The sequence below is a fragment of the Stutzerimonas stutzeri genome, assembly GCF_024448695.1.
GTDB lineage: Bacteria > Pseudomonadota > Gammaproteobacteria > Pseudomonadales > Pseudomonadaceae > Stutzerimonas > Stutzerimonas stutzeri_T.
Genome location: NZ_JAMOHY010000002.1, coordinates 60,667 through 79,103 on the forward strand (window position 1 = coordinate 60,667; position 18,437 = coordinate 79,103).

The following is an 18,437-nucleotide window of genomic DNA, read 5'->3' on the forward strand; positions in this document are numbered from 1 at the left end:
TGAATCCAGCCGTTTCACTCCGAAAAACAACTATTCCGTCAAGGATGAAGACCCATGAAACCACTATTTGCGCTCGCGTTCTCTTCCGTTCTGGTGCTCCAGGGGTGTGTCTTTTCACCTGGCCAATACCTTGATCCGGATGAGTTCAAGGAAGGAGCAAAATCGGAGAACGGCAGCGTACAGTTGTTGCGCATCACGCCGGAAATGCTCACGGGCGAGCTGCCTTCCGATCGAGGCACCTCCAGCAAGCAGGAGCTGATCGATTTCAAACCTGAAGCCTACCGCATCGGCGCCAACGATCTGCTCTACATTACCGTCTGGGATCACCCCGAACTGACTGCGCCGTCCGGCCCGCAACAGCAACTCGATGCCAATGGTCGCCTGGTTCGCCCTGATGGCACCCTCTTCTACCCCTATATCGGCAACATAAATGCCGCAGGCCGAACCATTGAAGAGTTGCGAGCCGAGATTGCACGCCGCCTCGCCAACTACATCGACAGCCCGCAGGTAGACGTCAATCTGCTGCGCTACGGCAGCCAGCGCATTGTACTTTCAGGCGCGTTCAACACGGCTGGCGAAGTGCCCGTGACCACCGCACCGATAAGCATCGTGCAAGCCATCGGCCAGGCCAGCATCGACACCGAAAATGCTGACCTTTCCAGCCTGGTGCTCAAACGCGACGGTCGCGAATACCTGCTCGACCTCGACGACCTGAACCGCCCGGACTCCTGGCTGCATCAGGTCTACCTGAAGGACGGCGACCAGCTACACCTGCCCTATAACGACCAGAAGAAAATCTACGTTCTAGGCGAGGTCAACGAGCCGCTGGCCCTGAGCTTCAAGACGTCGAGCTACAACCTGATGGACGCCATTGGTACGGCTGGTGGCATCCGCCAGGAAACAGCTGACGGCGAAGCGGTCTATGTCATTCGCGGCGCGGCAAACATAGCCACCGAGCAGGCCAAGGTCTTCCAGCTGAACGCCAAATCCCCCACTGCTTTCGCCCTGGCCAAGAGCTTCCCGCTTCAGCCCCAGGATGTGGTTTTTGTCGGTCCGGCAGGCATCACGCGCTGGAACCGCTTCATCAGCCAACTGCTGCCGTCGGCTGCAGTCGTGGGCACCGGAGCGGCGTTCAATCGATAAGGCTTTCACCGTTCGCGGCTGATGCCGCTTCCACACATGCACATCGCCTTGTGGGAGCAGCTTCAGCCGCGAAGCTTTATTCAGGCCGTAACCTGCTCCAGCCAGCCAAGCAGCCGAATGGCATCCTCCTGACTCTCACCGCAAACACTCTGGTCAGCACTGAACGCTGAGCACACCGCAGGCCGGCTCGCTTGACCAAACAGCCCGCAGAGATTCGCATCCGAAAGATGCAGGCAGCGCACCCCGGCCGGCTTGCCATGGGGCATGCCGGGCATTGCAGAGCTGATCGAAGGGGCAATACAGCAGGCGCCGCAACCGGGGCGACATTCCATCCCTTGTCATCCGAGAAAAAACGGGCGGCGATAATAATCACTGTCACGGCAAAACGCAGCAGACAAGACGCACCACGCATCGACTACTTGCAGACTATAGAAGCTTGCCAATAGCATCGCGCATCACCTTCAGGCCATCGAAAACCACCTGCGTTTTTTCAACGGCTTGCCACGGAGTTGCCCATGCCCATCTGGCTCCAGACCGCTGCCCTGCTCTGCATTTCCAACCTGTTCATGACGTTTGCCTGGTACGGCCATCTCAAGACGCTCAATGCCAAGCCCTGGCTAGTAGCGGCGCTGATCAGTTGGTGCATCGCCCTGTTCGAATACCTGATCATGGTCCCGGCAAACCGCATCGGCTACACCGAGCTGTCGCTCGGCCAGTTGAAGATGATGCAGGAGATCATCACCCTCGCCATCTTCGTGCCCTTCAGCCTCTACTACATGCAGCAGCCGCTGAAGCTCGACTATCTCTGGGCCGGGCTGTGCCTGCTGGGGGCGGTGTATTTTATCTTTCGCAGTTGAGAGAGCGCTTACACATTATTCCGCTCAGCCACGCCGTGTTGAAATCAGCCTCTGACAGCGCGCAAAAGCTGCGCTGATGACGCCACCGTAGCGCTTGGGCATACTTGCCAGCCTTTTTCCATTTTTCAGGTAATCCGCATGTTCAAGGTCAACGAATACTTCGACGGCACCGTCAAATCCATCGCCTTCGACATGGCTGAAGGCCCCGCCACCATCGGCGTCATGGCGCCGGGCGAATATGAATTCGGCACTGCTCAGCTGGAAGTCATGCATGTGGTCGCCGGCAGCCTGGACGTCAAACTGCCGGGTAGCGACACCTTTGAAACCTTCGCCAGCGGCAGCCGCTTCACCGTGCCGGCCAACAGCAAGTTCCAGTTGAAGGTCGCGACCGAAACGGCCTACCTGTGCGAATACCGTTAAACCCAATCCGCTGAATGGAAGGCAGACAGGCCGGGTGAAAAGCTGAAAACCGCTATATAATCCGGCGCCATTTTTTCCCAGCTGTATCACCGAGGCCCGGCCTGTCATGTCGAAAAAAGTCCCAAGCGTAGGGTTCGTCAGCCTTGGCTGCCCCAAGGCAACCGTGGATTCAGAGCGAATCCTGACCCAGCTGCGCATGGAGGGCTATCAGATCGTGCCGTCCTACGAGGACGCCGATGTGGTGGTCGTCAACACCTGCGGCTTTATCGACAGCGCCAAGGCCGAATCGCTGGACGCCATCGGTGAAGCCATCGCCGAGAACGGCAAGGTCATCGTCACCGGCTGCATGGGTGTGGATGAAAACAACATCCGCGGCGTGCACCCCAGCGTGCTGGCGGTTACCGGGCCGCAGCAGTACGAGCAGGTGGTCAACGCCGTACATGAAGTGATCCCGCCGAACATCGAGCACGATCCCTTCGTCGATCTGGTGCCGCCCCAAGGCATCAAACTCACCCCGCGCCACTACGCCTACCTGAAGATTTCCGAAGGCTGCAACCACAGCTGCAGCTTCTGCATCATCCCCTCGATGCGCGGCAAACTGGTCAGCCGACCGGTGGGCAGTGTATTGAGCGAGGCCGAGCGCCTGGTCAAGGCGGGCGTCAAGGAAATCCTGGTGATCAGCCAGGACACCAGCGCCTACGGCGTGGACCTCAAGTACAAGCTGGACTTCTGGAACGGCCAGCCAGTCAAGACGCGCATGCTCGAACTGTGCGAGGAGCTGGGCAAGATGGGCGTCTGGGTGCGCCTGCACTACGTCTACCCCTACCCCAACGTCGATGACGTGATTCCGCTGATGGCCGCTGGCAAGATCCTGCCCTACCTGGACATCCCCTTCCAGCACGCCAGCCCCAAGGTACTCAAGGCCATGAAACGCCCGGCCTTCGAGGACAAGACCCTGGCGCGCATCAAGAAGTGGCGCGAAATCTGCCCTGAGCTGACCATCCGCTCCACCTTTATAGTCGGCTTCCCCGGCGAGACCGAAGAAGACTTCCAGTATCTGCTTGACTGGCTGACCGAAGCCCAGCTGGATCGCGTCGGCTGCTTCCAGTACTCCCCGGTCGAAGGCGCACCGGCTGAAGAAATGGATCTGCAAGCCGTACCGGACGAAATCAAACAGGCGCGCTGGGATCGCTTCATGGCACACCAGCAGGCCATCAGCGCCGCACGTCTGCAGCTGAAAATCGGCAAGGAGATGGACGTACTCATCGACGAAGTGGACGAAGACGGCGCCATCGGCCGTTCCTGGGCCGACGCTCCGGAAATCGACGGCATGGTCTATGTCGACAGCGAACACCCGCTACAACCCGGTGAGAAAGTCCGCGTGCGCGTGACCCACGCTGATGAATACGACCTCTGGGCCGAAGTGATCTGACCGCCTCACCGCTCAAAAGAAGCCCCGCTCATGCGGGGCTTTTTCATGCTCGGTCGAGCGGGCCAAGCATCCCTCCATCCACGGCAGCCTTCTTCGCAGCACCAATATATTTCGGCGTACCACTCGGTTGCTCAGGAAGGCCCAACCTCGGGCACCATCTCCGACGGATAGCGATACTTGTGAAATCGAGTGAATGCCTCACCACTTCGGATAGACAATTTTGGTACGAATCGAATAATGTCGAAGGCAAATCTGCTCACGCACCTGATGGAGCAGCCTCGGCTTAACATCCATACCGCTATTGCCACTTGATATATGTCAAATATTTTTATGTGCTTTGCAGGCTGACCAGGACATTCATAAATGTCGGGATACTTTACGCGACACATGCAACGCAATTCTTTCGACATGTATTTTGTTTATCTTTTAAAGCATGCAATATCCAGCGCATTGAGCGGATTTTATTATGACTGACTCTCCCCACCCAAAGAGCAGATTGATAAACATGGATCTTTGATAACTAAAAACGGAGCAACACTGGAGTGCCCAGTAAAAACCACACCAGAAAAATACTGCCCACCAGAATTACGAATTATGCGAAGACGAATAGTGTACAGCAGCGGGGATAACAAAATTCTATTAATTTCAGTAGTAAAAAATTCTGAAAGATCGAAAAGAACTCTGAAAAGCTAAACTGCTGGCCTGCGCTGATGCGCCTGAATATTTGCTTCGCTCACTGGAACATGGTTGTTACTCCAATATTTAAAAATGAGTAGTCCCGATGAAACCAGCTGCTTCTCAACCGAACCACCATCAAGAAATTCGCGCACTGTTTGACGAGTATATTGAGCTTTACGCTTCACGCGATGATCGGCTTACAGCACTTTTCAGCGAAGACTTCAGCGGTTATACCGCCGGTGGTCGTATTATGGTTACGGATCGCGACCAGTGGGTAAAAGTCATTCTTCAGGATTTTTCCGAAGTACCGGAGCGCATACGCATCGAAATGCGCGATATTTCGATGCAGAATCTAACAAAGCAGGTCGTCGCTGTGACGGCCTTTTTCCACATTCACCTGTCGGTTCCTGAGCCGGACTTTTCGCAAGAAGTCGTGCGATTACATCTGGTTTTTCGCCTCGAAGATGAAGTCTGGAAGATTGTCCACAGTGGCACTTCGTTTCCCTATCATCTGGTACAGAATGAAGAAGTTTATCCACTCAATAATCTGCAGGAGCGTAACCGGGCACTTGAAGCTCTGGTTGCAGAGCGCACCCTTGCGCTGAATGAAAGTGAAGCTTTCTATCGACTGCTTACCGAAGACACCCTGGATGTGCTGTGGCGGACTGATGACGAACTCAAGATCACCTATATCAGTCCGTCAGATGAGCGTTTTCGTGGTTTCAGGGCAGACGAGGTGATCGGCCATCATGTATTTGAATTATTCAATGAAGAAGGCACCGTCATCGTTACCGAGGCATGGCGCAAGCGACAGGAAGCCGAACGGGAAGGAAAAGATCTTGGCTTTGTCAGTTTTGATGTCCCTCACCGCTGCAAAGACGGCAGCATAATTTGGGGAGAAGTATTTTCAAAGGCAGTGCGGGACGAACACGGAAAAATCACCGGATTTCACGGCATCACACGGGAAATCACCAAGCGTAAGCAGCTGCAGGACCAGATACGGCAACTGGCGTTCTATGACACGCTCACCAAGCTCCCCAACCGCCGCTTGCTTATCGACCGATTGAACCAGACGCAGGCCAGCAGCAAGCGCACCGGCAAACACGGGGCCCTGATGTTTGTCGATCTGGATAACTTCAAGCCATTGAATGACCAATACGGGCATTTTGCCGGCGACCTGTTGCTGATTGAAGTGGCAAACCGGCTTACAAGCTGTCTACGCGAAATGGATTCGGTAGCCCGTTTCGGGGGTGATGAGTTTGTGGTGTTGCTGGGTGAGCTGGCGACTGATCATGAGCAATCCATTGCCCATGCGAAGGCCGTTGCAGAAAAGATCAGGGTCAGGTTATCCGATACCTACCAATTGAACGTCACGCGGGAGGGTGAAGCGGAGAGCATCATCGAACACCGTTGTTCGGCAAGTATTGGCGTGTTTGTGTTTCTGGGTCATGACGTCAGTACGGATGAAATTTTGAAATGCGCAGATAAGGCTATGTATCAAGCCAAAGCCGCATCGCGAAATACGGTCCGGTTTTATGAAGCAGAAGAACAGACCTGATCCAGACCAACCGACGTTCACTCCTGAATTCTTACTCCGCTTGACGCAAGGCAATCATGCACAGTAACCACGCACTCTTTTGAAGCTGCGACCACCGCATGATTCCTGACGGCCATGGCAATGGGTAAGATGCCGCATCGCCTGACCCTCCGATGGAATCCCACCATGAGCAATACCCTCGATTTCGCCCCCATGCCCGATGCCCAGGGCTATTTCGGTCCTTACGGCGGTCAGTTGGTGCCGCCGCACCTGAAGCAGGCGATGGACGATATCAACCTGGCCTATGAGGAAATCCGCCAGCGCGAGGATTTTCAGCACGAGCTGGCCAGCCTGTTTGCCGACTACGTCGGTCGCCCTAGCCCTATCTTCCATGCCCGGCGCCTGTCGGAAAAGCTCGGCGGCGCGCAGATCCATCTCAAGCGCGAAGACCTGAACCACACCGGCGCGCACAAGATCAATCACTGCCTGGGCGAAGCGCTGCTGGCCAGATTCATGGGCAAGAAGAAAGTGATCGCCGAAACCGGTGCCGGCCAGCATGGGGTGGCGCTCGCCACCGCCTGCGCGCTGGTGGGCATTCCCTGCGAGATCCATATGGGTCAGGTGGATATCGAGAAGGAACACCCCAACGTCACCAAGATGAAGATCCTCGGCTGCACGCTGGTGCCGGTAACGCGCGGCGCCGCGACCCTCAAGGAAGCGGTGGACAGCGCCTTCGAGGAATACCTCAAGGACCCGCAGAATTTCATCTATGCCATCGGTTCGGTGGTCGGCCCGCACCCCTTCCCGAAGATGGTGCGCGACTTCCAGTCCATCATCGGTCGCGAGGCCCGCGAGCAGTTTCTGGGCAAGCATGGTCGCTTGCCCGACCATGTGGCCGCCTGTGTGGGCGGTGGCTCCAATGCCATGGGTATCTTCACCGCGTTTCTCGGTGACGCAAGCGTTCGCCTGGTGGGCGTCGAGCCTGCGGGCGAAGGTATCGACAAGCCAGGCCGCCATGCGGCAACCATGTCGGTGGGCAAGCCGGGTGAGCTGCACGGCATGGCCTGCTACGTGCTGGAAGACGAACAGGGCAACCCGGCGGCAGTGCATTCCATTGCGTCGGGGCTTGATTACCCCGGCGTCGGCCCGCAGCACAGCTACCTGAAGGATGCCGGTCGCGTGGTCTACCAGTCGGTCACCGACCAGCAGTGTCTGGACGCCTTCATGAGTCTGTCGCGCACCGAAGGCATCATCCCGGCACTGGAAAGCGCACACGCCGTGGCCTGGGCCATGGCAACCGCGCTGACACTGGGCAAGGATGAGCACATTCTGGTCAACCTGTCCGGTCGCGGCGACAAGGATGCCGACTACGTGGCGAAGCTGCTGGGGCTGTAACGAACCATGCGCCACAGCATCGAACCCATTGGCTATCTGCGGTCCTGTTTCAGGGAGAAGTTCGCCATTCCGCGTCAGCCTCGACTGGCGCCTGCCGCACGTGGTGTGCTGGAGCTCGTGCCGCCGTTCGACACAGGCGAGGCGGTTGAGGGACTGGAGCAGGTCAGCCATGTCTGGCTGCTGTTCCTCTTCCACCAGGCGCTGGAGGAAAAACCGCGCCTCAAGGTTCGACCGCCGCGACTGGGCGGCAACCGCATGGTCGGCGTCTTCGCCACCCGCGCCACGCATCGGCCCAATGGCATCGGTCAATCAGTGGTCAGGCTCGATCAGGTCGAACCAGGGCGCCTGCTGGTGTCTGGTATCGATCTGCTGGATGGCACGCCGATCATCGACATCAAACCCTACGTGCCCTATGCCGACGCCCTGCCCGAGGCCCGCAACGACATGGCCGCCGATGCGCCCGCCCTGATCGAGGTGCACTGGAGCGAAAGTGCCCTCGCCCAGGCCCACAGCGAGGCCCTGCGACTGGCCGAGCCGGTGGTGGAGCTGATCGAGCAGTGTCTGGCCCAGGACCCGCGCCCGGCGTATCAGAAGCCCGACTCCGAACGACGCTACGGCGCGCAGTTCTGGGATCTCGACGTTCGCTGGCATTACCCCGAAGCCGGGCAAATTCGCGTACTGGAAGTGGTGCCCGCCTAGCCCCCTGGTGGAAAAGCCTGCGGCGTTTTCCACCCTACGCCAGCCAAACGGCTTTCAGCGTTTCTCAGGTACCAGCCACAGACGCTGGTTGCCGTACACCTTGTCGATGTTCTGTGCCTTGAACGGGAAGCTCATGTAGCGGCCCTTCATCCACGCCTCGATACCATCGGCATAATGCGGGCTGGCCGGGTTGCCGGACTGCCCCGAACTGTTCAGGCCGATCAGCGGCTCGTCACGCCCGAAATCGACAACGATGCGCATGGCCGGAATCAGCCAGGTATCGAAATCCTGTCCCCAGCGGTAGGCAGAAACATTCAGCGTGCTGTGATCGCCGCCCGCTGGATAGGGGCCGCGATCCAGGTAGTCGCGGATGGCATTGATGCCGCTGCGCTTGCTGGCCGGCATATAGGGCGCCAACTGGGTGGTGCCGGTAGCCCAGGTGTAGCGGTGCAACTTGCCCCACTGCCAGGCACTGCTGTCGCCGCCCAGTTTTGTGCTCAGGTGATCAACTGCCGCCGCCAGGCTACGCGCCAGAATGGTCGGCTTGTCCTCTTTCTGCAGCGTGGTCACATCATCCCAATAGGGACTGTCGTCACGTCCAAGCAGATGATCGGCCTGTGCAGAATAGGAGGCGTTGGCGGTCTGCACCAGCGCCTGCCAGGCAGGGCTGTCGTCCGGACCGAGTTCATCCAGGAAGGTCAGCCGGGCACTTTCGTGGAGGAAGGCCGAATAAAGCGCGGCATCGGCGGATGCCGCGTCCATCACACCATTAAATTTCAGCAGCCGCGACAGCGCCATGTGGGCCTTGTCGCGCTCGCTGGCCGGCAACGCCGCGATTGCCTGCTGCAAGGGTTCGCCCATGGACGGCCCCTCGAACATGGCGGCCAGTTTGGCAGCGAACGGGGTTTTGCGGTCGTACTGCATGGCGATCATGCTGGCGGTGTCATGACGCCCCTGCCCGGCCAGCTCGGCCATGCGCTCGGCACGCTCGGGGTAGTACCAGGAATTGGACAGCTGCATACCGTAACCTCGCGGCACCGTGCGCTGGTTGGCGGTGCCCAGCCAGCCTTGTGTCGGGTCCTGATCGTAGGGATGCAGCATGGGGTCGGCAAAACCATCCCAGTCGTATAACCCGTCCCAGCCCGGCGATGGCAACAGCCCCAGGCCACCACGGCGATTGGGATAACGCCCGGTAACCTGCCAGCCGATGCCCTGCTCGTCGGCAAACACCATGTTCAGCGCCATGGCGCGGATATCGCGGGTGGCCTCGAAGGCTTCATCGACATTTTTCGCCCGCGTCAGGTCGAAGAAGGCATCGAGCGACTTGTCCGCTTCCAGCTGGGTAGTCTTCAGCGCCAGCCCATAGCCACTGCTCAGTTGCTGGGGCTGCAACGGATGCTTGCGCTCGCCCAGCACGCTGTTAAGCAGCGGCCCGTTGCGCGTCTCGTAGATCGTCTCGCGAACGGGGCGCTGGCCCTTGATGATGAATGTCTCGTGGCGCTCGCGTGCCGCTACCCACTTGCCATCGGCCAGATACTGCAGGCGCCCGTTCTCGCGCCGGACCTTTTCCAGAAACAGGTCCTGATTGTCGCCCATGACCATGGTCATGCCCCATCCAAGCTTGCCGTTGAAGCCGGCCACCACCGCCGGAACACCCGCGACCGTGACCCCTGCCGCATTGAATTTTGGCGAGCGGATCTGCACGAAATTCCAGTATGAGGGCATCGACAGCGGCAGATGGGTGTCGTTGGCCATCAGCGGCTTGCCGCTGCGCGTGCGGCTTCCGGAAATGGCCCAGTTGTTGGAGGCCGCCACACCCAGCATGTTCAACCCGGCGACCTGCGCAGCGGCACGGTCGAGCTCGGCCAGGCCGGGAATCTGTCCGCTCAGTTGCAAGCCTTCGAGCTTGGCCGCCTCCTCGAAAGGCAGCGGCTCATCGGGATAGGTCGGCAGCAGCCAGGCGAGGTTGTCGCTGCCGACGCGCTGGGCCAGTATCAGGGCGGCGATTTCCTCCTGCAGGTTAACCGCCAGACCGAAGTTCAACAGGCAGAACACCAGCACCGAATCCTCGGGCTTCCAGTATTCGGGCGTGTAATCGGTAGCGGCCAGATCCATCGGCAGCTTGTTGCGATGCCTGTACAGGTAGGCGTTGACGCCACGCGCATAGACCTCGAAGAAGCGCTTCATACGTGGCGAGCTGTCGCGGTAGAGCAGTTCGGCACTCTTGCGCAGATTGACCGCACGCATGAAACGGTCGATCTCCAGCACGCCCGGCCCGGCCATCTCGGCCAGCCGTCCCTGGGCCATCAGGCGCAGGCTGACCATCTGACTCAGGCGGTCGGTGGCATGTATGTAGCCCAGGCCGAACAGCGCGTCGTGGAAGGTGCTGGTTTCGATCAGCGGCATACCCAGGGCGTTGCGCCGGATACTGACGCGCTCGGCCAGCCCGGTCAGCGGCTGTACGCCCTGCTTGGGCGGCAGGCTGTCGCTGTAGCGGCTGTCCAGATAGGCCTGACAGCCCGTCAGACTGACGACAGCGGCAGTGGCGCCGAAAATCAGGCGAACCAGATGAAATGGCAGACGCAGTGACATCGACGGCTCCTTTGAGCTGAGCGCAACAGGGACAACATTCAGGATAGAGGGAAAGGCTGAGGTAGCCGACTCAGGCGGCGCGCCGGGCCAGTGCTTCGTCCAGCAGCCAGCGTGCCGAACGACGTGCAGCAGCCTTGTGCTGCAGTTCAAGAGCGCTGAAATGCGCTTCATGACGGCGACGCTCAGCTTTGTCCAGAGCCTTCCAGGCGGCGTGGGTCGGCACCTGCGCGGTTGCTTCGTACAACGCCTGGAACACCTCGCAGTGGGGGTCCTGGCTCAGGTTCGCATCGTAGTTGTCGAGCAATACCTTGATGCGGATCGCCCCTTCGATCAGGGGGAGCTGTTCATCAAGCAGGCTGCTGGCCAGAATCCGCAGGTCCGCCGCAAGCTCGGCATGCTGTCGAGCCTGCTGCGCTGCCTGCTGCTGTTCGTGACGCCAAACCCTGCGCCACAGATACAGCGCGTAGCCAGCCATCGCCGCAATCAGCAGCAGGGCGAGGATTGACAGGACAATCGCGAGCGGCGTCATCGGCGGCTCAGGCTCCGTGGCATTTCTTGAATTTCTTTTCGCTACCGCATGGGCAGGGGTCGTTGCGACCGACATCCTTCAGCGGATTGCGCACCGGATCATGGCTGTGGTTGCAGTGCGGGCCATGAACATGCCCGTGGCCATGATCATGCTGATGATCGTGATCGCAGTCGGGACCATGTACATGAGGTTCGTGATTCATCGAGTCGCTACTCCGGAATAAAGGTGCCGGGGATTATCTCGCCATTGGTTGAAATGTGCACCTTCCGTCCCATCAACAGGCCGATTTTCAGCTCGCCGTCCAGACGATAGGCGATGGGCCGATCGGGCTTTTCCAACAAGCGCACGATGTACTTCATATGCCGCCATAGGTTGGTGTACACCGGAACTTCGTAATAGTCGAAGCTGTTCGCCGGCACGGTCAGCCAGCCGCTGGATTCGCCACTGGCCAACTGGACGTCATTGAGGTGAACGTTATAGCGCAGGCCGCGCACAGGCAGGCTGTGATCGTTGGGATTGTCGATGCGGAAACGCAGCATGAACTGCTGCTCCAGCAAGCGCGCCTTGATGATCTCGACCTTGGCCAACTGGACTTGCGGGTTCTCGAAATCGCTGCCCAGCCAGGTCGAACAACCCGACAGACCGGTCAGAAGGCTAAGTAACGCCATCGTTCTAAGTATTTTTATAGTGCGTTCCTGGCAAAGCATTCCGGTACTCCAAAGGACGGCCAAGTGTAGCAAGCGTCAAACCGTCTGCAACGGGCTGGCGCACGAATTTCGCACACCCGCGTTACACCTTGCTGACAGGTTTTTATCAGGCCAATACACGCGCCAGCACAGCTCGCACCTTGACGATACCTTCGACCAGTGCAGCTTCGATCTCGGCCATGGTGATGATGCTGGCACCCTTGCCCGCTGCCGGGTTGACCACTAACGCCAGACACGCATAAGGCAGTTCGAGTTCACGCGCCAGCACGGCTTCCGGCATGCCGGTCATGCCGACGATGTCACAACCGTCGCGTTCCATTCGCGTGATCTCGGCCACCGTTTCCAGTCGCGGCCCCTGGGTACAGCCATACACGCCATGACTGCTGAAGGAGTATCCCGCGGCCATCAGAGCGGCAATCAGGCGCTGGCGCAGCGCTTCGTCATAGGGATAACTGAAATCGACATGGGTGACATGCTCGATGTCGCCCTCGAAGAAGGTATGTTCTCGGCCATGGGTGTAATCGATGATCTGATGCGCCACACACAGATGGCCGCTGCCCATTGCCGGGTGGATACCACCGACCGCATTCACCGCGATGATCGCCTGAGCGCCGGCCTGCTTCAGCGCCCAGAGGTTGGCGCGATAGTTGATCTGATGCGGCGGTAGCCGGTGCGGATGGCCGTGGCGAGCGAGAAACAGCACCTCGCGCCCGGCGTATTCACCCCGCAGGATCTCCGCCGATTGCGGTCCGTAAGGTGTCTGCATGAGCAGCCTTTCCTGCAGGACGAAGCCGCTCAACTCGGTCAGCCCGGTGCCGCCGATGATGGCATGAACAGTCATGGAGCCTTCCTTCTCAGTCGATCAGTTCTGCGGCTTTCAGCGCAGCAATGGACGCACGCCAGCGAGGATTTTGCTTGTATTCGGGCGTCACATCGAAGCGCCCGCGCATTCTGCCCAGGCGTTCCGAAGGCGTCACCTTCAACTGTTGCAGGGCGACCAACGCCAACTCGGCAGCAGCCCGGTCATTGCACACCAGCCCCATGTCGCAACCCGCCGCGAGTGCAGCCCGAATACGCTCGCCCGCATCGCCCGCCACATGAGCACCGGCCATGGACAGGTCGTCGCTGAAGATAACCCCGCGAAAACCCAGCTCGCCACGCAAGATGTCCTGCAGCCAACGCCGCGAAAAACCTGCCGGTTGCGTATCGACGCTCGGATAGATGACATGGGCCGGCATGACGGCATCGAGCTCGCGACTCAACCGCTGGAACGGGAGCAAATCAGCTTCGCGCAACTGATCGAGGCTGCGTTCGTCCACCGGGATCGCCACATGGGAGTCAGCCTCGGCCCATCCGTGCCCCGGAAAGTGCTTGCCCGTGGCAGCCATTCCCGCCTCGCGCATACCCTTCATGAAGGCCCCGGCCAGATCGGCGGCGCGCAGCGGATCACCCTCGAAGGCCCGCGTGCCAACCACAGCGCTACGCTGATGATCCAGATCCAGCACTGGCGCAAAGCTGATATCCAGCCCCACCGCCCGAACTTCGGTGGCCATGACCCAGCCACAGGTTTCAGCCAGTTGCAGCGCATCGCCGCGCCGGGTGAACTCGCGCATCGCCGGCAAACGGACGAAATCGCGCCGCAGCCGCTGCACCCGACCACCTTCCTGATCGACAGCCAACAGCAGATCGGGCCGTATCGCACGAATCGACCGGCACAGCTCCAGCACCTGTCGGGGATTGTCGATATTGCGGGCAAACAGAATCAGTCCGCCGACTTCCGGCTGGCGCAACAGATGGCGATCCTCGGCAGTCAGCCAGGTGCCGGCGATGTCCAGCATCAATGAACCTTGCATAGTGAAAGTGAATCCTTAATTCAGTGTGGTGCCGGACCAGTGCGGACAGGCTTCTTCCTCTATCAGCACCGCACAACCAGCCGGCACAAGAGAAAAAAGATCAAGCAGGTCGGCATTGCGCAGCCTGATGCAGCCATGGGAAAGCGGTACGCCCATGGGTTCCGAATCGGGTGTGCCGTGCAGATAGATATAGCGGCGAAAAGTATCGACTGAGCCCATGCGGTTGTAGCCAGGCTCGCAACCACTGAGCCAGAGAATGCGGGTCAGAATCCAGTCGCGGCCCGGAAACTGCGCGTGCAGTTCGGGGCTCCAGACCTCGCCGGTCCAGCGCCGTCCACGCAGCACGGCGCCAACCGGCAGTCCTTCACCGATCCGCGCACGCACCCGATGCTGTCCGCGGGGCGTACAGCCGGAGCCGTTGCGCTCCCCGGGGCCATTCAGCGCGGTGGATACGGGCAAGCGAATGCGCAGTCTGCCGGCGCTAAAGCCGTAGAGCATCTGGTCGGCGATGGATATATGCAGCTGATCGAGATCGGACATGCTCGCCAGCTTACCGGGCAATCGGTGATCGCGCATCCAGGGCTATTACGAGCTAGCCCTTGGGGGTCATCGCCAGGGCATTGCGCCGCCCGATGGGATACGCCTGGGCCAGGGTCGAATCAGCCACGCCCGAGTCGGCACGCATGCCCGCTGCCAGAAACGGAACCATCATCCGCATGACCTGCTCGATGGACGTCCTCGCCCCGAAGTCATTTTCGGCGATGGCGCGCAATGCCTTGATACCGGACATACTGAACGCCGCCGCACCCAGCATGAAGTGCACGCGCCAGAAGAGCTCGATCGGTGGTATCGAAGGTGCCGCCTCGTGCACCCGCAGCATGTAGCGGCGGAACACCTTGCCGTACATGTCGTCCAGATAGCGGCGCAAGTGCCCCTGGCTCTGGCTGAACGACAAACCGAGCAGACGCATGAAGATCGACAGGTCATCGCCACTTCGCGGCTTCACTGCCAGCGCCTGGTCAACGAGTATCTCCAGTAGCTCTTCGAGACTTTCCTTGCGGTCGGACTGAGCTTCGCGCCTGTCCAGCTCACGCTCGAGACTGACGCAGAAAGGACCGAGGAAACGTGAGAAGACGGCCTGGATAAGCGCCTTCTTCGAGCCGAAGTGATAGTTGACTGCCGCCAGGTTGACGCCAGCCTTGCTGGTAATCAGGCGAAGCGAAGTCTCGGCGAAACCTTTCTCTGCAAACAGCTGTTCCGCTGCATCAAGAATCCGCTCCACTGTTTCCGACTGCGCCATGCCCCCTCCAAACGACAAACATCTGTTTGAAACTTACGTTTCATACGCGACCAAGTCAACCGCGACCATACGCCATCATACGCAACAGACTCACTCCCGAGGCGACCTGCTACTGCACGAAACAACGATTGCCAAGCCACCTGCACTGTATATAATCCCAGTCACTGTATAAAAGAACAGAGACCGCCATGATCAAGCTGACCCCACGCCAGTCGGAAATCCTTGCCTTCATCAAGCGCTGCCTGGAAGAGCACGGCTACCCGCCGACGCGGGCGGAGATTGCTCAGGAACTGGGCTTCAAATCGCCCAACGCCGCCGAAGAGCATCTCAAGGCGCTGGCTCGCAAAGGCGCTATCGAAATGACGCCCGGCGCGTCACGCGGGATACGTATTCCCGGTTTTGAACCCGCAGCTGAAGAAAGCGGCCTGCCGATCATCGGTCGTGTTGCCGCCGGTGCGCCGATCCTGGCTCAGCAGCATATCGAAGCGTCCTGCCAAATCAGCCCTTCCTTCTTTCACCCCAGCGCGGATTATCTGCTGCGTGTACATGGCATGAGCATGAAGGACGTCGGCATCTTCGATGGCGACCTGCTGGCCGTCCACACCACCCGTGAAGCACGGAACGGCCAGATCGTCGTGGCACGCATTGATGACGAAGTAACGGTCAAGCGCTTCAAGCGCGAAGGAAAAAAGGTCTGGCTACTGGCGGAAAACCCCGAGTTCGCCCCTATCGAAGTCAATCTTGAGCAGCAGGAACTGGTTATCGAAGGCTTGAGTGTCGGCGTCATCCGACGCTAGCACACCGATGAAAAAGTAAGGCAGCGCAGGTTGTTTCAGCGACCTGCAAAGGAGAGGTTCATGCAGTATCAACCCCAACCCACCGCCGGAAAACCACCCCAACTTTCCCTGTTCGAAGGGCTTATCGCCCACCGCATGACGCCCTTTGCGGATATCACTCGGACGCCGACTCGAACGAACGATGATTGTCTGAGCGAAATGACCCTGAGTGGCAGCCATGACCACTGCCGCCTGCTGCTTGCACCCATCCTGCGTGAGCTCAGCGAAGCTGCAGATACCCGCTGGCTGACACTCATCGCACCACCGGCATCACTTTCCCAGAACTGGCTGCGGGAAAGCAGCCTCAACCGTGACCGTATTCTGCTGTTGCCTGCCTGCGAGAATGCACTGGAGCTGGCCTGCAAGGCGCTGATGTCAGGCTGTAGCCACACGGTGATCACTTGGTTTACGCGCCTCGACCGGGCAAGCCGGTTGAAGCTGCGTGCCGCCGCTGAGCTTGGTCGCGCGCAAAGCCTGAACATACGTCTGGGTAACTGACGTTCGCGGCACACGGATGTGCCTTCCCCTGAAGTATTTCCGCCCTTCTCCCACAATCACTCTCGTACCGCTGCAATCAATGCAGCACGTGCGCAACCTCTTCCTGCGCGAACTCTCCCTCTACCATCTGCCCGGCCATCTGCACACCTACAGTGAACATCGCCTTGGCGATCTCGACATGCTGCCCTTGCAGAAACACTTTCGCGTCCTCGGAAAAATCCAGCGTGACCAGCACTCCCTCGTCCTCGGCACGACGCAACACTATGCTGCCGTCGGGTAGCTCGACGATTTCCAGAAAAGACGTTGGCATGAATCTGCTCCCCGTGAAAGGCGCGCATTGTAACAGCCGACCGCCCCAGAGGCAGCCCTTGGGGGGATCGAACCGGCCAGTGGTGCTCGCAGGTGCAGATTCAAAAATGGCTGCAGCGTCGGTATTGGAGGTACGTTGCAGCATGACTGCGCTAGCATGCAGACCACACCGCAAAGCGCCGCCACTCGGGCGGTGCTTTCACAAAGGGAATTTGCGCGCATGACCGCCCGCACTCTGCTGTTGATCACGCTAGCCATGCTCGCCTTCGCCGGCAATTCGCTGCTGTGCCGCGTCGCACTGCGTGACACGAGTATCGACCCAGCCAGCTTCACCGCGCTGCGCCTGCTGGCCGGCGCACTGGTCCTTTGGCTGCTGCTGCGTTTACGAAAAAGCCATTCTGCACGCGCTGGCAGCTGGGCAGGCGCTTTTGCACTCTTTCTCTACGCAGCCGCCTTTTCCTGGGCCTACGTGCAGCTCGATGCAGGCGCCGGGGCGCTTCTGCTGTTCGCGGCAGTGCAGTTGAGCATGATCGCCTGGGGGGGTTTCAGGGGCGAGCGGCTCTCGCCCATGCAGACATTGGGATCAGCCCTGGCACTGGCCGGGTTGATCGGCCTGCTATTACCGGACGCCGATGCTCCTGCGCTGACTGCCGCGCTGTTGATGATTCTGTCGGGAGCGGCCTGGGGGGCCTATTCGCTGCTGGGCCGCAGCACCATTGATCCGCTGGCGGCAACTGCCGGCAATTTCGCCCGTGCAGTACCTATGGCGGCGGTGTTGTGTCTGGTGACATTGCCAGCGTTGGAATGGGACCTGGCGGGGGTGATCTATGCACTGTTGTCCGGTGGTTTCACCTCGGGCGTCGGCTATGCCCTCTGGTATGCCGTGCTGCCGCGCCTGGCGGCAACTCAGGCCGCCAGCATTCAGCTAAGCGTGCCACTGCTGACCGTTCTGGCAGGAAGCTTGATGCTGGGCGAGGCACTGACCAGCAGGCTGCTGATCACTGGCCTGGCGATTCTCGGCGGCATCGTACTGGTGTTGCGGGCAAGACCAAGCGCTTCCTGAGACCCGAAAAGCTATCGCATTACCATTCACTAAGCGCTTCGCGGTAGCGCAGTGCCAGGATTTTCAGCTGCTCTCGCCAGCCTTGCACATCCGCAAGCGACAGTGGCGGTACCTCATCGCCCACGCCAACCGCCTCGATCAACGGCATACGCGGATCGGTCTTGGGCTTGACCGGTTCACGGGGCGGCTCGAACAAGGCGGCATACGCAGCCAGCAAATCCGCCACCCAGGACCCAGGCTGCCCAACGAGCTCCATAAGCTCGGCCAGCTCCGGGCAAGCCGGCGTATCCTCAGGCGAGCGCATCAACAACAGCTCGACTCGGGGCGCATTGGCGCCTGGCAAGCGGTAGTAGCCGGTGATCTCGTGACAAAGTCCGAGCAGCGCCCCGTAAAGATGAAAAAGACTGGCCTCGCGCTCGGCCTGGATGAGACCCGACGAGTTCACCCCACCCTGCTTCTCGGCCTGCCGCCAGTTGTCCAGAGCCAGTCCGGCAAAGTAGAGCTTCTGATTGGTTCGGGTATATCGCTCGTGAGCCATGGCGGCGGTCTCGTGGGTCAGCTTCAAGATCAGTCTTCAAGCCTGAAGAAA

The 18,437-nt window shown here is 59.6% G+C and carries 21 protein-coding genes; 10 read left to right on the plus strand and 11 right to left on the minus strand.

Features of this window, described 5'->3' with window-relative positions; translation table 11 throughout:
* Positions 1–54 precede the first annotated feature (54 nt).
* On the plus strand, positions 55–1,143 hold the full coding sequence (locus tag NAV32_RS02420; protein WP_256051213.1) for a polysaccharide biosynthesis/export family protein: 1,089 nt from the start codon (positions 55–57) through the stop codon (positions 1,141–1,143).
* Between the two features lie 80 nt (positions 1,144–1,223).
* On the opposite strand, the gene NAV32_RS02425 is transcribed toward NAV32_RS02420, so the two are convergent.
* Entirely contained in the window at positions 1,224–1,475 is a 252-nt protein-coding gene (locus tag NAV32_RS02425; RefSeq protein ID WP_256051214.1) for a YkgJ family cysteine cluster protein, read from the minus strand.
* Between the two features lie 183 nt (positions 1,476–1,658).
* On the opposite strand from NAV32_RS02425, the gene NAV32_RS02430 reads away from it, so the two are divergent.
* The 6 genes from NAV32_RS02430 (at position 1,659) to tsaA (ending at position 8,161) form a co-directional block, all read left to right on the plus strand.
* Positions 1,659–2,000 (plus strand): DMT family protein, encoded by a 342-nt coding sequence (locus tag NAV32_RS02430; protein ID WP_256051215.1) that lies wholly within the window; start codon positions 1,659–1,661, stop codon positions 1,998–2,000.
* Positions 2,001–2,138: 138 nt separating this feature from the next.
* Positions 2,139–2,420: a pyrimidine/purine nucleoside phosphorylase gene (locus tag NAV32_RS02435; RefSeq protein WP_256051216.1), complete on the plus strand. Its 282-nt coding sequence runs from the start codon at positions 2,139–2,141 to the stop codon at positions 2,418–2,420.
* 106 nt (positions 2,421–2,526) lie between these two features.
* Positions 2,527–3,852 carry a 30S ribosomal protein S12 methylthiotransferase RimO gene (gene rimO, locus NAV32_RS02440; protein WP_256051217.1) on the plus strand — a complete coding sequence of 442 codons (1,326 nt, stop codon included), beginning with the start codon at positions 2,527–2,529 and terminating at the stop codon, positions 3,850–3,852.
* Between the two features lie 781 nt (positions 3,853–4,633).
* Positions 4,634–6,088, plus strand: coding sequence for a diguanylate cyclase (locus NAV32_RS02445; RefSeq protein WP_256051218.1), 1,455 nt, complete (start codon positions 4,634–4,636; stop codon positions 6,086–6,088).
* A 165-nt stretch (positions 6,089–6,253) separates the two neighbouring features.
* Positions 6,254–7,462, plus strand: a complete 1,209-nt coding sequence (gene trpB / locus NAV32_RS02450; protein ID WP_256051219.1) for a tryptophan synthase subunit beta — start codon at positions 6,254–6,256, stop codon at positions 7,460–7,462.
* 6 nt (positions 7,463–7,468) lie between these two features.
* On the plus strand, positions 7,469–8,161 hold the full coding sequence (tsaA, locus tag NAV32_RS02455) for a tRNA (N6-threonylcarbamoyladenosine(37)-N6)-methyltransferase TrmO (RefSeq protein ID WP_256051220.1): 693 nt from the start codon (positions 7,469–7,471) through the stop codon (positions 8,159–8,161).
* Between the two features lie 54 nt (positions 8,162–8,215).
* Here the strand turns inward: tsaA and NAV32_RS02460 are convergent, their stop codons facing one another.
* The 8 genes from NAV32_RS02460 to NAV32_RS02495 all read right to left on the minus strand — a co-directional run bounded on the left by NAV32_RS02460 (position 8,216) and on the right by NAV32_RS02495 (position 15,142).
* Positions 8,216–10,753, minus strand: a complete 2,538-nt coding sequence (locus tag NAV32_RS02460; RefSeq protein ID WP_256051221.1) for a penicillin acylase family protein — start codon at positions 10,751–10,753, stop codon at positions 8,216–8,218.
* A gap of 70 nt (positions 10,754–10,823) precedes the next feature.
* Positions 10,824–11,282 carry a DUF2489 domain-containing protein gene (locus NAV32_RS02465; protein WP_256051222.1) on the minus strand — a complete coding sequence of 153 codons (459 nt, stop codon included), beginning with the start codon at positions 11,280–11,282 and terminating at the stop codon, positions 10,824–10,826.
* A gap of 7 nt (positions 11,283–11,289) precedes the next feature.
* Entirely contained in the window at positions 11,290–11,484 is a 195-nt protein-coding gene (locus tag NAV32_RS02470; protein ID WP_256051223.1) for an SEC-C metal-binding domain-containing protein, read from the minus strand.
* A 7-nt stretch (positions 11,485–11,491) separates the two neighbouring features.
* A complete protein-coding gene (locus NAV32_RS02475; protein ID WP_256051224.1) occupies positions 11,492–11,989 on the minus strand; it encodes an LEA type 2 family protein in 498 nt (165 codons plus the stop codon).
* 106 nt (positions 11,990–12,095) lie between these two features.
* On the minus strand, positions 12,096–12,830 hold the full coding sequence (locus tag NAV32_RS02480) for an S-methyl-5'-thioinosine phosphorylase (protein ID WP_256051225.1): 735 nt from the start codon (positions 12,828–12,830) through the stop codon (positions 12,096–12,098).
* 13 nt (positions 12,831–12,843) lie between these two features.
* The gene (gene nagZ / locus NAV32_RS02485) at positions 12,844–13,842 is read right to left on the minus strand and encodes a beta-N-acetylhexosaminidase (RefSeq protein WP_256051226.1); all 999 of its coding nucleotides are present in this window, start codon (positions 13,840–13,842) and stop codon (positions 12,844–12,846) included.
* 15 nt (positions 13,843–13,857) lie between these two features.
* Positions 13,858–14,382, minus strand: coding sequence for a L,D-transpeptidase (locus NAV32_RS02490; protein WP_256051227.1), 525 nt, complete (start codon positions 14,380–14,382; stop codon positions 13,858–13,860).
* A gap of 52 nt (positions 14,383–14,434) precedes the next feature.
* Positions 14,435–15,142 carry a TetR/AcrR family transcriptional regulator gene (locus tag NAV32_RS02495; RefSeq protein WP_256051228.1) on the minus strand — a complete coding sequence of 236 codons (708 nt, stop codon included), beginning with the start codon at positions 15,140–15,142 and terminating at the stop codon, positions 14,435–14,437.
* A 188-nt stretch (positions 15,143–15,330) separates the two neighbouring features.
* On the opposite strand from NAV32_RS02495, the gene lexA reads away from it, so the two are divergent.
* A complete protein-coding gene (gene lexA, locus NAV32_RS02500) occupies positions 15,331–15,939 on the plus strand; it encodes a transcriptional repressor LexA (RefSeq protein WP_256051229.1) in 609 nt (202 codons plus the stop codon).
* A 60-nt stretch (positions 15,940–15,999) separates the two neighbouring features.
* Complete coding sequence (gene sulA, locus NAV32_RS02505) at positions 16,000–16,476, plus strand: SOS-induced cell division inhibitor SulA (RefSeq protein ID WP_256051230.1); 477 nt, start codon at positions 16,000–16,002, stop codon at positions 16,474–16,476.
* A gap of 76 nt (positions 16,477–16,552) precedes the next feature.
* Here sulA and NAV32_RS02510 read toward each other — a convergent pair whose 3' ends face one another.
* Positions 16,553–16,786, minus strand: a complete 234-nt coding sequence (locus NAV32_RS02510; protein ID WP_256051231.1) for a hypothetical protein — start codon at positions 16,784–16,786, stop codon at positions 16,553–16,555.
* Positions 16,787–17,005: 219 nt separating this feature from the next.
* Between NAV32_RS02510 and NAV32_RS02515 the strand changes: the two genes are divergently transcribed.
* Positions 17,006–17,848, plus strand: a complete 843-nt coding sequence (locus NAV32_RS02515; RefSeq protein WP_256051232.1) for a DMT family transporter — start codon at positions 17,006–17,008, stop codon at positions 17,846–17,848.
* 19 nt (positions 17,849–17,867) lie between these two features.
* Here NAV32_RS02515 and NAV32_RS02520 read toward each other — a convergent pair whose 3' ends face one another.
* The gene (locus tag NAV32_RS02520; protein WP_256051483.1) at positions 17,868–18,386 is read right to left on the minus strand and encodes a DUF6586 family protein; all 519 of its coding nucleotides are present in this window, start codon (positions 18,384–18,386) and stop codon (positions 17,868–17,870) included.
* Positions 18,387–18,437: the final 51 nt, after the last annotated feature.

What these genes read in the sequence shown, in the direction of transcription:
- tsaA (WP_256051220.1), top strand. Translation starts at nt 7,469, where the DNA reads ATGCGCCACAGCATCGAACCCATTGGCTATCTGCGGTCCTGTTTCAGG.
- NAV32_RS02510 (WP_256051231.1), bottom strand. Translation starts at nt 16,786, where the DNA reads ATGCCAACGTCTTTTCTGGAAATCGTCGAGCTACCCGACGGCAGCATA.
- NAV32_RS02465 (WP_256051222.1), bottom strand. Translation starts at nt 11,282, where the DNA reads ATGACGCCGCTCGCGATTGTCCTGTCAATCCTCGCCCTGCTGCTGATT.
- NAV32_RS02475 (WP_256051224.1), bottom strand. Translation starts at nt 11,989, where the DNA reads ATGCTTTGCCAGGAACGCACTATAAAAATACTTAGAACGATGGCGTTA.
- lexA (WP_256051229.1), top strand. Translation starts at nt 15,331, where the DNA reads ATGATCAAGCTGACCCCACGCCAGTCGGAAATCCTTGCCTTCATCAAG.
- NAV32_RS02430 (WP_256051215.1), top strand. Translation starts at nt 1,659, where the DNA reads ATGCCCATCTGGCTCCAGACCGCTGCCCTGCTCTGCATTTCCAACCTG.
- NAV32_RS02480 (WP_256051225.1), bottom strand. Translation starts at nt 12,830, where the DNA reads ATGACTGTTCATGCCATCATCGGCGGCACCGGGCTGACCGAGTTGAGC.
- trpB (WP_256051219.1), top strand. Translation starts at nt 6,254, where the DNA reads ATGAGCAATACCCTCGATTTCGCCCCCATGCCCGATGCCCAGGGCTAT.
- NAV32_RS02495 (WP_256051228.1), bottom strand. Translation starts at nt 15,142, where the DNA reads ATGGCGCAGTCGGAAACAGTGGAGCGGATTCTTGATGCAGCGGAACAG.
- NAV32_RS02420 (WP_256051213.1), top strand. Translation starts at nt 55, where the DNA reads ATGAAACCACTATTTGCGCTCGCGTTCTCTTCCGTTCTGGTGCTCCAG.
- NAV32_RS02435 (WP_256051216.1), top strand. Translation starts at nt 2,139, where the DNA reads ATGTTCAAGGTCAACGAATACTTCGACGGCACCGTCAAATCCATCGCC.
- NAV32_RS02520 (WP_256051483.1), bottom strand. Translation starts at nt 18,386, where the DNA reads ATGGCTCACGAGCGATATACCCGAACCAATCAGAAGCTCTACTTTGCC.
- NAV32_RS02490 (WP_256051227.1), bottom strand. Translation starts at nt 14,382, where the DNA reads ATGTCCGATCTCGATCAGCTGCATATATCCATCGCCGACCAGATGCTC.
- sulA (WP_256051230.1), top strand. Translation starts at nt 16,000, where the DNA reads ATGCAGTATCAACCCCAACCCACCGCCGGAAAACCACCCCAACTTTCC.
- NAV32_RS02470 (WP_256051223.1), bottom strand. Translation starts at nt 11,484, where the DNA reads ATGAATCACGAACCTCATGTACATGGTCCCGACTGCGATCACGATCAT.
- NAV32_RS02425 (WP_256051214.1), bottom strand. Translation starts at nt 1,475, where the DNA reads ATGGAATGTCGCCCCGGTTGCGGCGCCTGCTGTATTGCCCCTTCGATC.
- nagZ (WP_256051226.1), bottom strand. Translation starts at nt 13,842, where the DNA reads ATGCAAGGTTCATTGATGCTGGACATCGCCGGCACCTGGCTGACTGCC.
- NAV32_RS02460 (WP_256051221.1), bottom strand. Translation starts at nt 10,753, where the DNA reads ATGTCACTGCGTCTGCCATTTCATCTGGTTCGCCTGATTTTCGGCGCC.
- rimO (WP_256051217.1), top strand. Translation starts at nt 2,527, where the DNA reads ATGTCGAAAAAAGTCCCAAGCGTAGGGTTCGTCAGCCTTGGCTGCCCC.
- NAV32_RS02445 (WP_256051218.1), top strand. Translation starts at nt 4,634, where the DNA reads ATGAAACCAGCTGCTTCTCAACCGAACCACCATCAAGAAATTCGCGCA.
- NAV32_RS02515 (WP_256051232.1), top strand. Translation starts at nt 17,006, where the DNA reads ATGACCGCCCGCACTCTGCTGTTGATCACGCTAGCCATGCTCGCCTTC.